The sequence below is a fragment of the Plastoroseomonas hellenica genome (genome assembly GCF_018129085.1).
In the GTDB taxonomy this organism is placed as follows: Bacteria; Pseudomonadota; Alphaproteobacteria; order Acetobacterales; family Acetobacteraceae; genus Plastoroseomonas; species Plastoroseomonas hellenica.
In genome coordinates, this window is the sequence record NZ_JAAGBB010000093.1 from 1 (window position 1) to 14,154 (window position 14,154).

Genomic DNA, 14,154 nt, shown 5'->3' on the forward strand with positions numbered 1-14,154 from the left:
AGGGCGACGCGCCGCCGTTCCCGCCCCGCGGCCTCCAGCGCCGCGCCAGCGGAAGCGGCGCGGGCCGGCCAGTCCGCGGCCGCGGCCCAGCCGTCATCCACCACGATCAGCAGCGGGCCGGAGCCGCCGGTCGCTGCCCCCGGTTGCCAGATCGGCCGCGCCAGGCCGAGGATGATCAGCGCCGCGGCCACCAGGCGCAGCAGCAGCAGCCACCAGGGGGTGCGGGCCGGCGTCTCCTCGGTCGGCGGCAGGTCGCGCAGCAGGCGGATGGCGGGGAAGCTCTGGCGCTTCGCGGCCGGCGGCGTCACCCGCAGCAGCCAGACCAGCACCGGCAGCGCGACGAGGGCCGCCAGCAGCCAGGGCGCGGCAAAGGCGAAGGGGCCGAGGCTGAGCATCAGCCCGGCGCCAGCGCCTGGTGCAGCGCCAGCAGCGCAGCCTCCGGCGGCTGGTCCGTGTGGTGCAGGGCGAAGCCCCAGCCGGCGGCGGCGCAGATGGCCTTCAGCCCATCCCGGTGCGCGGCGAGGCGTTCGGCATAGAGGGCGCGCACGCCTTCGACGCGGGGCAGCAGGGCGTGTTCGGCGCCCTCCACCCCTTCGAAGCGGATGCGCCCGGCATAGGGCAGGCTTTCCTCGGCGGGATCGAGCACCTGCAACAGATGACCCCTGACCGGGCGTGCCGCCAGCGCCGCGACCACGCGGCTGGTCTCCGCCAGCGGATCGAGGAAATCGCCGATCAGCACCACCCGGGCATGGCGGGGGATCGCGGCGTCCTCGGGCGGCGGCGCGACACGCCCCAGCGCCTCGGCCAGCGGCACCAGCGCGCCGCGCCCGGCGAAGCTGCGCCGCTCGGCGCCGAGCAGGCGCACCCGCTCACCCCCGCGCAGCAGCAGCGCGGCCAGCGCCAGCAGCAGCAGCTCGGCCCGTGCCCGTTTCTCGACGGTCGCGAGGCCGGATCGCCAGGCCATGGAGGGCGAGGCGTCACGCCAGACCGCGACGGTCTGCGCCGCTTCCCATTCCGTCTCCCGGATGAACAGGCGGTCGGATTTGGCGCTCTGCCGCCAGTCGATGCGCGCGGCGGCGTCCCCGGTCAGGAAGGGGCGGAACTGCCAGAAGGCATCGCCCTGCCCGGACCGGCGCCGCCCATGCACCCCCTGCATGACCGTGGCCGCGACCCGTTCCGCCTGCACGACCAACGGCGGCAGCCGGGCACCCAGCGCTTCCGCACGGTTGGCGTCCCGGAAGGCGGCGGTGGCGCTCAGGCTATACTCGCCTTCAGCGCGCCGATCACATCAGCGAGCGTCACCCCATCGGCCCGGGCCGAGAAATTCAGTGCCATGCGATGGCGCAGCACCGGCTCCGCCAGATCGACCACGTCATCGATCGACGGCGCCAGCCGGCCGTCCAGCACCGCCCGCGCCCTGGTCGCCAGCATCAGGGCCTGGGCGGCGCGCGGTCCCGGGCCCCAGGCCAGATGTTTCCGTACCGCTTCGATCCCGGTGGTTTCCGGCCGGGCGCCGCGGACCAGGGCCAGGATCGCGTCCAGCACCTTCTCGCCGACCGGCATGCGGCGGATCAGCGCCTGGGCGGCCAGCAGCTCGGCACCGGTCATCGCCGGTTGCGGCTTCACCTCCTCGGCGCCGGTCGTGGCCAGCAGCATGGCGCGCTCGGCGGCGGCATCCGGGTAGCCGACCTCGACCTCCAGCAGGAAGCGGTCGAGCTGGGCCTCGGGCAGGGGATAGGTGCCTTCCTGCTCGATCGGGTTCTGGGTGGCGAGCACGTGAAACGGCGCCGGCAGGGGATGGATCTCGCCGCCGACGGCCACCTTGTGCTCTTGCATCGCCTGCAGCAGCGCCGACTGGGTGCGCGGGCTGGCGCGGTTGATCTCATCGGCCATCAGGAGCTGGCAGAAGACCGGGCCCTTGATGAAGCGGAAGGCCCGGCGGCCATCCGCGCCCTCCTCCAGCACCTCGGAGCCCAGGATGTCGGCGGGCATGAGGTCCGGGGTGAACTGCACGCGCCGGGCATCGAGGCCCATGACCGCGCCAAGCGTCTCCACCAGCTTGGTCTTGCCGAGGCCGGGGACGCCGACCAGCAGGACATGGCCGCCCGCGATCAGGGTGATGAGGGTCCGCTCCACCACGGCATGCTGGCCGAAGATGACCCGGCCCACCGCCTCCCGCGCACGGGTCAGGCGGGCGCCCAGCGCCTCCACCTCCGTGACAAGGGATGCCGGATCAATCATTTCGGCCACTTCAACCATGCCATCCTTCTTCCCATACTAGGGGGCGGAGCCGCCCACGGGAGCCGGCTTCGGAAAACAGCGCCTGTCACCCCAGCCCGCCTGCCGGCTTTCGGCACGGCGGCCAGAATGAAGTGAAGCCTATGACCGGAGAGCGCGCGGAGAAAGCGACGAATGGTGTCGATGGAGGCTCCGTGATGGCAGCCGCGCCCGGACGACGCCCGAAGATCGACTGCGGCGACTTCGCCATCCGCATCGGCCGGGACGGCACCTGGTACTACCGCGGCAGCCCGATCGGCCGGAAGGAACTGGTTTCCCTCTTCGCGTCGGTGCTGAAACGGGAGGAGGATGGCGGCTACGTCCTGGAGACCCCGGTCGAGCGCGGCCGCATCGAGGTGGAGGACGCGCCTTTCGTCGCCGTCGAGCTGTTCTGGCGCGATTGCGCCTGCGCCGAGACCGGCAAGCCCCAGCAATGCCTGACCTTCCGCACCAATCTCGACGAGATGGTGACCGCGAATGAAGCGCATCCGATCCGAGTCGCGATCTGCCCGGTGACGCGGGAGCCGCGGCCCTATGTCACGGTGCGCCCGGGCCTGGAGGCGCGGATCGCGCGCGCCGTCTTCTACGAGCTGGTGGCGCTGGCGGAGACCGAGCGGGTGGATGACCGCCAGGTACTCGGCGTCTGGAGCGAGGGCGTCTTCTTCCCGATCGATGAGGTGCCGCCCGAGCTCACCGGGCAAGCCGCCGGCGCGCCGCTCCGAGACGGGCTCTGAGCCCCGCCGAGATCGCGGCCCGGCTGGCGGACCCCGCCCGCCGCGACAGGGTCGCGCCGACCGGCAGCGACGACGCGCTCGACCTGATGCCGGAGCGCCGCACGGCGGCCGCCGTGCTGGTGCCGATCCTGCTGCATGACGAACCCACGATCCTGCTGACCTTGCGGGCGGCCGCGATGTCGTCCCATGCCGGGCAGGTGAGCTTCCCGGGCGGCCGCATCGAGGCCGGCGAGACGCCGGAAGCCGCGGCGCTGCGCGAGGCGGCCGAGGAGGTGGGCCTCGACCCGCGGCTGCCGGAACTGCTTGGACGCCTACCGGAGCACCGCACTGGCACCGGCTTTCACGTGACCCCGGTGGTGGCGCTGATACCGGTGCCGCTGACCTTGACGCCCGAGCCTGCCGAGGTGGCGGAGACCTTCGAATACCCGCTGCAGACGCTGCTGCGCCCCGGGCTGGCGCAGCGCCAGACGCGCGAGTTCATGGGTCGCACGCGGGAGTTCTGGGTGGTGCCGCATGAGCGGCACTACATCTGGGGCGCCACCGCGGCGATCCTTGTGAACCTGTCGCGGCTGCTACGGGATTAGCGTCTCTCAGGCCCTCTGACGCCGGACTACGGCGGCGCCCATTCGGGCGCCCGGTACGCGTGAAGTACGCGTACCGCTGACATCATGCCCCGATCAGACGAAGCGGCCCCGGCATGTCCGTGACCACCACCGGCAGCGCGCCCGCCGCATCGCCATCCGCCTGCACCGGCACACCCTCCGTCGTCAGTTCCACCCGCGCCGCGCGCAACAGCCGGACGCCCGGCATGCGCGAGAGCAGGTTCAGCGGCAGCGCCGCGCCGAGGAGCGCCGTCGAGACCGGCCCCTTGGCGGAGAACAACGCGACATGAAAGCCGGGCTCGCCCTGCTTGGCTTCCGGCGCCAGGCGATAGCGGCCGGCATAGAGCCGCCCCTTGGTGATGATGGCGCTGGTCGCCGTGTGCGTTTCCCCGTCCAGCGTCACGGCGATCGGCGCGAAGGGATAGCGCGGCAATTCCCGGATGGTCTGCCACACATAGGCCGCGCGCCCGATGCGGCGCTTCAGCGCGAGGTCGAGATTGGCGACCACCGCCGCATCGAAGCCCGCGCCCAGCATCTGCACGAAGAGCCGCGCGCGTCCGTCGCCGAAGCGCGCCATGCCCGGCCGCAGCTCCACCATCCGCCCCCGCGCGAGGCGCCCGGCCGCGGCTTCCGGGCGCATCGGCAGGCCGAGCTCCCAGGCCAGCACATTGGCGGTGCCGAGCGGCAGCACGCCGAGCGCCGCATCGCTGCCGGCGATGCCGCTCGCCACTTCCGCGATGGTGCCGTCCCCGCCAGCCGCGATCACCATCGGCACGCCGCGCGCCGCCCCTTCCCGCGCCAGGCGTTCGGCATCCCCGCGGCAGGTGGTCTCAGCCAGTTCCGGCCGCAGGCCGAGGCCCAGCAGAACATCCATCGCCCGCGTCAGGCGGCGGCGGCGGCGGGCACCGGCGGTGGGGTTGAAGACGACGAGCATCGGGGGCTTCTCGCAGCGGTTGGTGACGGTTTCGTGGCGAAACCGCTTCCATAGCATGACTGCAACCAGCGGTGGGGTTTCATCTAGGATTCATGCGCCATGGCTTGGGTTGGGGATATCTCCACGCGAACGCAGATCAGACGCCGCCGGCGCGCTTCGATTCGCGGAGCAGGTCGGTCGCTCGGGACCGGATTCATGCAAGTGATGTCGACCACTGATGCGAAGCGCCGATACCGCACCCTTTTCATTTCGGACACGCATCTCGGAACCCGCGGCTGCCGCAGCGACTACCTGGTGGATTTCCTGCGGCAAGTGGAGTGCGAGCAGCTTTACCTGGTCGGCGACATCGTGGACGGCTGGCGGCTGCGCAAATCCTGGTACTGGGATGCGGACCACAACGAGGCGATCCGCCTGATCCTGTCGATGGCCCGGAACGGGACGCAGGTCACCTATATTCCCGGCAATCATGACGAGATGTTCCGCGACTGGCTCGGCCTCGGGCTCGAGATCGGTGGCGTCCGGCTGCAGAAGGAAGCGGTGCACACCGCCGCCGACGGCCGCCGCTACCTGGTCATGCATGGCGATGAGTTCGACGGCGTGATCCGCTACGCCAAGTTCCTCGCCCATCTCGGCGACTGGGCCTATGACTGGGCACTCTGGCTCAACACCTGGTTCAACGCGGCGCGCCGGCGGTTCGGCTACCCCTATTGGTCGCTGTCGCAATGGCTGAAGCGCCAGGTGAAGGAGGCGGTGAAGGCGATCGACCGCTTCGAGACAGCGCTGGCGAACGAAGCCCGCCGGCGCGGGCTGGATGGCGTGGTCTGCGGGCACATCCACCACGCCGAGATGCGCAGCATCCAGGGCATCGTCTACATGAACGACGGCGACTGGGTGGAGAGCTGCACGGCGTTGGTCGAGCATGCCGATGGCCGCTTCGAGCTGGTGGACTGGGCAGCCGAGAACCGCCTGACCTTCGCCGCCCGACGCCCGGCGCCACGCGAACGCATCGCCTTGCCCGAGGTCGCGTGAACAGCGCCATCGAGGCGGCGCCGCTCCGCCTGCTGATCGTCTCCGATGCCTGGCACCCGCAAGTGAACGGCGTGGTGCGCACCCTGACCCTGGTCACCGATATCCTGCGCCAGCAGGGCGATGTGGTGGAGGTGGTTGGCCCCGACCGGTTCCGCAGCATGGCGACCCCGGGCTACAAGGAGATCCGCCTGGCGCTGTTCCCGCGCCGCAAGCTGGAAGCGATCGCTCAGGCCTTCATGCCCTGCGCCGTCCATATCGCGACGGAAGGCCCGCTCGGCTGGGCGATGCGCCGCATTTGCCGGCGGAACGGCTGGCCCTTCACCACCGCCTATCACACCAAGTTCCCCGAATACGTCCATGCCCGCACCCGCATCCCGACACGCCTGTCCTGGTCGCTGATGCGCCGCTTCCACCAGGCGGGAGAGGCGACCTTGGCGGCGACCCAAACGCTGCGGGACGAACTCGCCTCACGCGGCTTCACCAAGGTGCGGCCCTGGACCCGCGGCGTCGATCTCGCACGCTTTAATCCCGACGCGCGTGACCCGTTCGAGGGCCTGAAGCGGCCGATCTTCCTCTATGCCGGGCGCATCGCCGTCGAGAAGAACATCGCCGCCTTCCTCATGCTCGACCTGCCCGGCACCAAGGTCGTCGTGGGTGACGGGCCGCAGCGCCTGGCGCTGATGGCGCGCTTCCCGGATGTGCATTTCACCGGCTGGCGCGACAATGGCGCGCTGGCCCGCAGCTATGCCGGTGCCGACGTCTTCGTCTTCCCCTCCCGGACCGACACCTTCGGCCTGGTGCTGCTGGAGGCGCTGGCCTCCGGCACGCCGGTCGCCGCCTATCCGGTGACCGGCCCGCTCGACGTGGTGACCGATCCGCGCGTCGGCGCGCTGGACGAGGATCTGCGCGCCGCCTGCCTCCGCGCGCTCGACTGCGACCGGGCGGCGGCGCGGCGGCATGCCGAGACCTTCTCCTGGGAAGCCTGCGCGGAACAGTTCCGCGCCGCGCTCAGCCGCTTTGCCGTTGCCGAGACCAGGGCGGCTTCCGTTCGGAGGAATGCGGCGAGCGAGGTCAGGATATCCGCCAGGACGGACGGCTGAGAGCGGCGCAGGGGCTATTCGGACCGGGAGGCCGTCGCGGCGCCTTGGGAAGGCGGGCGCATGAGCAGGACGCCGACCAGGAGGGCTGGCGCACCGCAGACCGCGAAGCCCAGGCCGTGGCTTTCGGTGAGGTACAGAAGCCCCGAGTAGACCAGCGGCAGAAGCAGCCCGCCGAGTTGGCCGAAGGAAAGAACCCCGCCGGTCGCCATCCCGCGCATTCCAGCCGGAGCGAGGCGCGCTGCCTCCGCCAGAAGAACCCCATGCCAGGACATCGCCGTGGCGCTCAGGCAGGACGCCACGAAGCCGACGATCAGCACCGGCCAGAGTGGGCCATAGAGACCCACCAGCAAGGTGCTGCCGGCCATGCCGAGCGCCAGCCCTCCCATCATGTGCCGCGGCGAGATCGAGGTGCTTCCGAGCCAGCCCCACAGGATGCGGCAAGGCACAGCGATGAACATCGCCGCGGAAAACACCACGCCTGCGAGTTCCAGGCCGTATCCAAGGACCACAAGGTAGATGATGAAATAGGAGGTGAAGACCGTCTGCAGCCCGTTGAACGCGAAGCATGCCATGGAAAGGTTGCGCAGCTCGGAGGTGGCAAGCACCGAGGTGAAGGTCGTTCGAAAATCCGAGACATGAAATCGTCGGCTCGGCACCCGGTCGGCGTCGAACTCGGCTCTCGACCGCTGAAGCATGAATGCATAGAGGATGCAGCCAGCCGCGGCGAGATTGAGCGTGGCGCTCCATCCCGCCGATAGCGTGAGCGCCGGGCCGAGAAGGCCAGCCAGAAGCAACCCCGCCGGCACCGCTGTCTGCTTCACGGAAAAGATCAAGGGAGCATAGTTGGGGGGCGAGTATCGCCCAAGGAGATGAGAACTCGCTGGCGTCGAAATGGCCGAGCCGCCGCCGCCGATGATCGCGGAAAGGGCAAGAAGGGCGACCACTCCGGTGGAAGCGGCAGCCAGGCCCCCGGCCAGCAGCAGCAAGGCAACCTGGCTCATGCGCAGGGCGCCATACCGGATGATGAAGCTTCCGCAGCCGAGTTGGAACATCAGCGCGGAGACTGCGATCAGGCTCACATAGACACCGACCCAGGCAGCATCCAGACGAAGGTCAGTGATGATGGCAGGGGCGATAACGGTCGGCAGGCTGCGACCAAGGGAGGCGAAGGTCTGCTGCACGAACATCGTGCCCAGGGCCAGGAGCATGAGGCCCGTCTCGCCACTCAAGCGCATTCGTGTTCCTTGCTCATGTCTACGACGCCCTGCCCAGCGCGTCCGCCGCGCTCACCGGCGCTCCTACCGCAGCACCGCGATCCGATTGCGCTCGATCAGCGCGAAGTCGATCTCGGCGCCGAGGCCGGGCTTGTCCGGCGCACGCACCATGCCGTCGGCGCCGATCTCGATCTCCTCCAGGAGGCCGTATTTCTGCGCCTCGGCCGGCAGCAGCACCTCGAAGAACTCGGTGTTCGGGATCGACATCGCGACATGCAGGTTCGCGAGGTTGTTCAGCGAATTGCCGGCATGGTGGATCTCGTAATTCATGCGGAAGGCCTGGGCGAGATGCGCGGTTTTCACCACGGTGGTGATGCCGCCCTTCACCGTCACGTCGCCGCGCAGATAGTCGGTGGCGCGGTTCATGATCCACTCGGCATAGCCTTCGAGCCCGGTCATCGGATACTCGGTCGCCAGCAGCGGGATGCGCAGCGCCTGACGCAGCTTGACGTAGTTGTAGATGTCCTGGTCGTGCAGCGGGTCCTCGTACCAGTAGTAGCCGAGATCCTCGATCACCTTGCCGACGCGCAGCGCGGTCGGGAAGTCATAGCCCCAGGTGCTGTCGAGCATGACGCGGTAATCGTCGCCGACCGCCTTGCGCACCGCGCGGCAGATCGCGATGTCCTCCTGGAGCTTCTGCGGCGGGTGGATCTTGTAGGCGGCCCAGCCGGCATCGCGGTAGCGTACCGCTTCCTCGGCATAGGCTTCCGGCGAAGTCATCACGGCGGAGCTCGCATAGGCCGGGATGGCGTCGCGATACTTGCCGAGCAGCTTGTAGACCGGCACCCCCAGCGCCTTGCCCGCCAGGTCCCAGAGCGCGATGTCGATGGCGCCGATGGCGCGCGTCGTCGTCTGGCGGATGCGGGTCCAGAGCCGGGCGTTCAGCTTCTCCCGATTGAAGGGATCTTCGCCGATCAACATCGGCTTCAGCGCTGTCATGACGGTGCCGGCCTCGCTGTCGGCGCCGTTGCGGGAGCTGCCGAGGAAGGCATGGCCGGTGACGCCCGCATCGGTCTCGATCGCGAGCAGCCCCATCTGGCTCTCGCCATTGCCCGCAGCCGTATGCGCCCCATAGGTGATCAGGGGCAGACCCTTCCACGCGAAGAGCGTCAGGGTGACATCGGTGATCTTCATTCTCGGCGTTTCCTCCCGGCCCAGCCTGGCTCGGGGGGAGCTTCGCACCAACCCGCGACCTGGGCGAGGGGGCGGAAGCTGCTCCGCCGTCAGTCGGGCGCCATCGCGAGCTCGATTCCGCCGGAGCCGCGCAGCGTCGCGATGTCGGTTTCCAGCCGGCGCCGCTTCGCCTGGAACGCGGCCAGCGCCGGTCCGCGCAGCGGCTCCTCGGTCGCGATCAGCGTGCGGGAGGGGTCGCGCGCCTGGCCCGCGATCATCAGCTCGTAGTGGAGATGCGGCCCGGTGGCGAGGCCGGTCGCGCCGACGGCACCGATGGTCTGCCCCTGCCGCACCGTCGCGCCGACGCGGAGTCCCCGCGCGAAGCGCGACAGATGCGCATAGCGGGTGCTGACGCCATTCGCATGCGTCAGCACGATGGTCCGCCCATAACCGCGCTCGGCACGCGCGACCGCGACCCGGCCGGGTGCCGCGGCATAGACGGCGGTGCCGGTCGGCGCCGCGAAATCGATGCCGCGATGCATGCGGTTGTAGCCGAGGACCGGATGGCGCCGCGGTCCGAAGCCGGAGGAAATGCGGGCACCATCAAGCGGCGTGCGCATGAAGCGCCCCGAGAGCGGGCGCCCGGTGCCATCGTACCAGCCGGCCGTGTCATCGCCCGCGTCGTGCCGCCAGACCTCGACCACGCGGCCGGAGAGGGTCAGCGCGGCGTGCAGCACGCGGCCATGCCGCAGCAATTCGCCATCCGGGCCGCGATAGCGCTCGAAGGCGACGGAGATGCGGTCGCCCGGCTGGATGTCGCGTTGGAAGTCGACCTCATACTGCAAAGCGCGGACCAGGCGGAACGCCAGCGGCGCCGGCAGCCCCGCCCGGGTCAACGAGGGGAAGACGCCGCCGTCGATCTCGGTCTCGACGCGTGCCAGGAAGCGCGATTGCGGCGCCCGGTATTCCTCGAGCGACCAGGCGCTCTCGCCGCGCCGCACGGCGACGACATGCCCTGGCGCAGGCTCGAGCACCACGGCATTGAGGGTCTCATCCTCCTCCGTGTCGAACCAGAGGCTGAGCTCCTGGCCGGGCCGCAGGTCGCGAGGCCCGAATCCGGGCAGCAGCGCCGTTGCAACCGCATGGGCCTCCGCTGCCGCGATGCCGGCACTGCGCAGCATGTCCGCCAGCGTGTCGTTGCGCCGCACCGTGATCACCCGCTCCGTACCTTCGAAGGATGGCGGCTCCGCTGTCTCCGCGGAAACGCCGCTGGTGATGCCGAACAGCAGCAGGAAGCAGAGCAGGAGACGAGCGGAGGAACGGAAGCGGAGCGCCATGCGGTCGGGGACCTCGTGAATTGCAGAGGCAGAGCTTCGGCTGCCTAACCCACGTGGCCCGCGTCGCGCAACAGCGCGCGATGTAACAACGGCATGCAACAGCGCGCGATGTAACAGCGGCAACGACCGGTGCCGCAACGGAGCACGGCTGCGCCATGCAAGGCGCAGCCGTGCGAATCAGATGCGTCGCTACACGGCTTCCGCCCGCAAGACCCGCGCCGCGCGGACCAGGTTCTCCACGGCCGGCTTCACCTCCGCCCAGCCGCGCGTCTTGCAGCCGCAATCGGGGTTGAGCCACAACCGCTCCGGCGGCAGCTTCGCCAGCGCCAGCCGGAACAGCGATGCCATCTCCGCCGCGTCCGGCACGCGCGGGCTGTGGATGTCCCAGACGCCCGGCCCAATCTCATTCGGATAGGCGAAGTGGGTGAAGGCCTCCAGCAGATCCATCCGGCTGCGCGCGGTCTCGATCGAGATCACATCGGCATCCATCGCGGCAATGGCGCCGATGATGTCGTTGAACTCGCTGTAGCACATGTGGGTGTGGATCTGCGTCTCGTCGCGCACGCCGGCGGCCGAGAGGCGGAAACAGGCGACCGCCCAGCGCAGATAGTCGTCGCGGTCCGCGGCGCGCAGCGGCAGGCCTTCGCGGAAGGCAGGTTCGTCGATCTGGATGATCGGGATTCCCGCTTCCTCCAGGTCTCGCACCTCGTCGCGAATCGCCAGCGCGATCTGCCGGCACACCGCCTCACGCGGGATGTCGTCGCGCACGAAGGACCATTGCAGCATGGTCACGGGACCGGTGAGCATGCCCTTCATCGGGCGCTGCGTCAGCGACTGTGCATAGCGGCTCCAGCGCAAGGTCATCGGCGCGGGGCGCGACACGTCGCCCCAGATGATCGGCGGCGCCACGCAACGGCTGCCATAGCTCTGCACCCAGCCATGCTTGGTGAAGGCGTAGCCGGCAAGCTGCTCACCGAAATACTTCACCATGTCGTTGCGTTCGAACTCGCCATGCACCGGGACGTCGACGCCGATCTCCTCCTGCCAGGCGACGCTCTCGGCGATCAGGCGCTCCATCTCCGCCTCGTAGGCGGCGCCGTCGAGCTTGCCCTTGGCATGGGCCGCGCGCGCCTTGCGCACCGCCTCGGTCTGCGGGAAGGACCCGATGGTGGTCACCGGGAAAAGCGGCAGGCCGAGCCGCGCGCGCTGCGCCTCGGCGCGGGCCGCGTAGGGATGCGCCCGGCTTTCCATCGCCGGCGTCGCGGCCGCGAGCCGCGCCGCCACCGCCGGATCGTGCACGCGCGGATCGGCACGGCGCTCACCGACCACCCGGTCGCTTTCGGACAACGCATCGGCGATCGCGCGTTCGCCTTCGTCGAGCCCGCGGGCCAGCAGCGCCACTTCCCTGAGCTTCTGGTTGGCGAAGGCAAGGCGCCGGCGCAGCGCCGGCTCCAGCGCTTCCTCCATCGCCAGGTCATGCGGCACATGCAGCAGCGAGCAGGAGGGGGCGACCATCAGCCGCCGCGCGCCGCCATCGCGCTGCGCCGCGCGCTGCGCGAGGCCGAGCGCCACGCGCAGATCGGCGCGCCAGATGTTGCGCCCATCGACCAGGCCGAGCGACAGCCATTGCTCGGACCCCGCCACTTCCAGCGCGGCATCGAGTTGCTCCGGCGCCCGCACCAGGTCGAGATGCACGCCGGCGACCGGCAGCGCGAAGGCGAGCGGCAGGTTCTCCCGGAGGCCGCCGAAATAGGTGCCGAGCAGGATGTTCAGCCCCGGCGCGGCATCGGCGAGCGCCCGGAAGGCCTGGCGGTAGGCCGCTTCGGCGCCCACCGGCAGGTCGGTGACCAGGCAGGGCTCATCGATCTGCACCCAGGCGGCGCCGGCATCCGCGATGCCGCGCAGCGCGGCCGCATAGGCGGGCAGCAGCTTCGGCAGCAGCGCCAGCGGGTTGACGCCGTCCTCGGCTTTCGAGAGCAGCAGGAAGGAGACCGGCCCGAGCAGCACCGGCCGGGTGCGGCAGCCGGTCGCCATGCCTTCCGCCACCGCCTCGGCCCAGGGATTGGAGGTCAGCCGGAACGGCGTCCCGGTCCCGACGCGCGGCACCAGATAATGGTAGTTGGTGTCGAACCACTTGGTCATTTCGAGCGCCGGCGCCTCCGCCGGGATACCGGCGTCGCGCTCGGCGGCCGTGCCGCGCGCGCCGCGTGCGAGCGCGAACAGCGTCGCGAGTGTGACCGGCCCCTCGCCGTTCCAGCCATAGCCGGGCGGGATGGCGCCAAGCGCGCAGGCGGTCTGCAGCACATGGTCGTAGAGCGCGAAATCGCCGGAGGGGATGTGCCCGATACCCGCGGCCTGCTGCACGGCGCGGCCGCCGGCGCGCAGCGCCCGCGCGGTGTCGAGCAACTCGTTCTCCGGCATGCGCCCGGCCCAGAAGGCCTCCAGCGCGGTCTTCAACTCCCGGCGCGGCCCGATGCGCGGGTAGCCGAGATTGGCGGCGATGGTCATCGCATCTGTCTCCAGCCTCCGGTGCAACCCAGCCCGGCGGAAGGGGTTGCGCCGCCCGCGGCTGCGGGTCGGCGGCACCGGCAGGTCTCCTGGCTCGCGGATCGCGGCCGCCGGCCCTGCCTTCCCGCGCCCCCGGGGGGGGGCGCAGTGGCGCAGAAGGGCCGGCAGCTCCCCGCCGACAGTTGCTGGGGCAGCCGCCGACTGGAGGTTTGCGACCCCGCCACGGCGTTCCCTCTTTGCCCGCTCGCGCAGGACCGATGCGGATATAACGATATGTGCATATTGTGATTCATGCAAGCCGTTCGAGCCGATCACCGCTCCGTCGACTCGCACTTCCCTCTTGACCGCAATTGCGAATTATTCGCATTTAGAGCGCACCACATCCGCGAACGGAGGCTGCCGTGATGAAGTCCGAGACCACCCTGTCCGCGTCCCCGCGCCCCGCCCCCCCGCATGGCGCCGTCGTGCCGCCGCGCCGGGTCTCCAGCGTCGAACTGCTGAAGGCCGAGCATGAACTCGAGATCCAGCACGGCGCAGATGTCTATCGCCTTCGCCGCACCAGCAACGACAAGCTGATCCTCACGAAGTAGCGGCTGCTGCCGCGCCAGCCAGGCACCTCCCCGACTGCCCTGGAGCGACCCTGGATGGATCCCCGCGTGAGATCGCCCTTGCCGGCGGTCGACCATGCCGATCGGCGCTCCCCCCAGAGCGCCGATCCGGCACCGCCTTGCCGCGACATCGGGCGGAGCGTCCCCGCCTCGATCCGCGTGGGTCTTTGACGCATGGCGGCGGCGCGGCTCCGCGGCTCCGCCCAGGGCGCCTCGCTGGTGCTGCATGCCGGGTTGCTGGCCGTGCTGCTGCTGGGCGGCGGCGGTTCGCCCGGCGGCGGCGAGCCGGCCGAAATGGTCGCCAAGGTGGCCTTGCTGGGTGCGGGCAGCGACACGGCGCCGGCCGACGCGGCCGGCACCAGCGCGGCCGACCCCGACTCCATTGCCGATACAGCGGCGACGCCTGCCGAAGCGCCGTCGCCAACCGAGGTGACCGAGACTTCGCCGGCACCACCGGCTTCCGCAGATCCCGCGCCCGCGCCGACACCGGCCGAAGCCCCCGTGGAGATCGACGCGCCATGGCAGCCCCAACCGCCCGAGACATCCGCGCCGGCCGCCGAGATCCTGCCGCCCCCGCCCCCTTCCACGCCGCCGGCGCCCCCGGTGCGCGTCGCCGAAGCCGCGCGCCCGGCCCCGCC

13 protein-coding genes, 1 pseudogene and 1 riboswitch are annotated in these 14,154 nt (G+C 70.4%); of the genes and pseudogenes, 6 read left to right on the forward strand and 8 right to left on the reverse strand.

The window, feature by feature from the left end:
* From GXW71_RS33140 to GXW71_RS33150, 3 genes are all read right to left on the reverse strand, one after another.
* A partial coding sequence (locus GXW71_RS33140; protein WP_211858091.1) for a BatA domain-containing protein occupies positions 1-395 on the reverse strand: 395 nt, incomplete at its 3' end.
* The gene (locus GXW71_RS33145; protein ID WP_367615967.1) at positions 395-1,186 is read right to left on the reverse strand and encodes a DUF58 domain-containing protein; all 792 of its coding nucleotides are present in this window, start codon (positions 1,184-1,186) and stop codon (positions 395-397) included. The genes GXW71_RS33145 and GXW71_RS33140, both read right to left, overlap by 1 nt.
* Before the next feature lie 68 nt (positions 1,187-1,254).
* On the reverse strand, positions 1,255-2,259 hold the full coding sequence (locus tag GXW71_RS33150; protein WP_211858093.1) for an AAA family ATPase: 1,005 nt from the start codon (positions 2,257-2,259) through the stop codon (positions 1,255-1,257).
* Between the two features lie 176 nt (positions 2,260-2,435).
* Between GXW71_RS33150 and GXW71_RS33155 the strand changes: the two genes are divergently transcribed.
* Together GXW71_RS33155 and GXW71_RS33160 are read left to right on the forward strand one after the other, a co-directional pair.
* Positions 2,436-3,011 carry a DUF1285 domain-containing protein gene (locus GXW71_RS33155; RefSeq protein WP_246527123.1) on the forward strand — a complete coding sequence of 192 codons (576 nt, stop codon included), beginning with the start codon at positions 2,436-2,438 and terminating at the stop codon, positions 3,009-3,011.
* Between the two features lie 86 nt (positions 3,012-3,097).
* Positions 3,098-3,595: a CoA pyrophosphatase gene (locus tag GXW71_RS33160; protein WP_211858097.1), complete on the forward strand. Its 498-nt coding sequence runs from the start codon at positions 3,098-3,100 to the stop codon at positions 3,593-3,595.
* 82 nt (positions 3,596-3,677) lie between these two features.
* Here the strand turns inward: GXW71_RS33160 and GXW71_RS33165 are convergent, their stop codons facing one another.
* On the reverse strand, positions 3,678-4,547 hold the full coding sequence (locus tag GXW71_RS33165; RefSeq protein WP_211858099.1) for a diacylglycerol/lipid kinase family protein: 870 nt from the start codon (positions 4,545-4,547) through the stop codon (positions 3,678-3,680).
* 204 nt (positions 4,548-4,751) lie between these two features.
* Between GXW71_RS33165 and GXW71_RS33170 the strand changes: the two genes are divergently transcribed.
* Complete coding sequence (locus tag GXW71_RS33170; protein ID WP_211858101.1) at positions 4,752-5,576, forward strand: UDP-2,3-diacylglucosamine diphosphatase; 825 nt, start codon at positions 4,752-4,754, stop codon at positions 5,574-5,576.
* Positions 5,573-6,676, forward strand: a complete 1,104-nt coding sequence (locus GXW71_RS33175; protein ID WP_367617421.1) for a glycosyltransferase family 4 protein — start codon at positions 5,573-5,575, stop codon at positions 6,674-6,676. Before GXW71_RS33170 ends, GXW71_RS33175 begins: the two co-directional genes overlap by 4 nt.
* A 14-nt stretch (positions 6,677-6,690) precedes the next feature.
* Here the strand turns inward: GXW71_RS33175 and GXW71_RS33180 are convergent, their stop codons facing one another.
* The 4 genes from GXW71_RS33180 to metE form a co-directional block, all read right to left on the reverse strand.
* Positions 6,691-7,905, reverse strand: a complete 1,215-nt coding sequence (locus tag GXW71_RS33180) for an MFS transporter (RefSeq protein ID WP_211858103.1) — start codon at positions 7,903-7,905, stop codon at positions 6,691-6,693.
* Positions 7,906-7,974: 69 nt separating this feature from the next.
* Positions 7,975-9,084: an enolase C-terminal domain-like protein gene (locus GXW71_RS33185; protein WP_211858105.1), complete on the reverse strand. Its 1,110-nt coding sequence runs from the start codon at positions 9,082-9,084 to the stop codon at positions 7,975-7,977.
* 89 nt (positions 9,085-9,173) lie between these two features.
* Positions 9,174-10,400 (reverse strand): M23 family metallopeptidase, encoded by a 1,227-nt coding sequence (locus GXW71_RS33190; protein ID WP_211858107.1) that lies wholly within the window; start codon positions 10,398-10,400, stop codon positions 9,174-9,176.
* A gap of 189 nt (positions 10,401-10,589) precedes the next feature.
* Positions 10,590-12,908 (reverse strand): 5-methyltetrahydropteroyltriglutamate--homocysteine S-methyltransferase, encoded by a 2,319-nt coding sequence (gene metE / locus GXW71_RS33195; protein ID WP_211858128.1) that lies wholly within the window; start codon positions 12,906-12,908, stop codon positions 10,590-10,592.
* 62 nt (positions 12,909-12,970) lie between these two features.
* Positions 12,971-13,182: riboswitch (cobalamin riboswitch) on the reverse strand.
* 130 nt (positions 13,183-13,312) lie between these two features.
* On the opposite strand from metE, the gene hemP reads away from it, so the two are divergent.
* Both hemP and GXW71_RS33205 read left to right on the forward strand, forming a co-directional pair.
* Positions 13,313-13,498, forward strand: a complete 186-nt coding sequence (gene hemP / locus GXW71_RS33200; protein WP_246527124.1) for a hemin uptake protein HemP — start codon at positions 13,313-13,315, stop codon at positions 13,496-13,498.
* Positions 13,499-13,690: 192 nt separating this feature from the next.
* Positions 13,691-14,154, forward strand: a pseudogene (locus GXW71_RS33205) (hypothetical protein); the annotation flags it as partial.

Excerpts from the sequence above, each read along its gene's own strand:
- GXW71_RS33150 (WP_211858093.1), bottom strand. The coding sequence starts at position 2,259 with ATGGTTGAAGTGGCCGAAATGATTGATCCGGCATCCCTTGTCACGGAG.
- GXW71_RS33155 (WP_246527123.1), top strand. The coding sequence starts at position 2,436 with ATGGCAGCCGCGCCCGGACGACGCCCGAAGATCGACTGCGGCGACTTC.
- GXW71_RS33160 (WP_211858097.1), top strand. The coding sequence starts at position 3,098 with ATGCCGGAGCGCCGCACGGCGGCCGCCGTGCTGGTGCCGATCCTGCTG.
- GXW71_RS33165 (WP_211858099.1), bottom strand. The coding sequence starts at position 4,547 with ATGCTCGTCGTCTTCAACCCCACCGCCGGTGCCCGCCGCCGCCGCCGC.
- GXW71_RS33170 (WP_211858101.1), top strand. The coding sequence starts at position 4,752 with ATGTCGACCACTGATGCGAAGCGCCGATACCGCACCCTTTTCATTTCG.
- GXW71_RS33185 (WP_211858105.1), bottom strand. The coding sequence starts at position 9,084 with ATGAAGATCACCGATGTCACCCTGACGCTCTTCGCGTGGAAGGGTCTG.
- GXW71_RS33190 (WP_211858107.1), bottom strand. The coding sequence starts at position 10,400 with ATGGCGCTCCGCTTCCGTTCCTCCGCTCGTCTCCTGCTCTGCTTCCTG.
- metE (WP_211858128.1), bottom strand. The coding sequence starts at position 12,908 with ATGACCATCGCCGCCAATCTCGGCTACCCGCGCATCGGGCCGCGCCGG.
- hemP (WP_246527124.1), top strand. The coding sequence starts at position 13,313 with ATGAAGTCCGAGACCACCCTGTCCGCGTCCCCGCGCCCCGCCCCCCCG.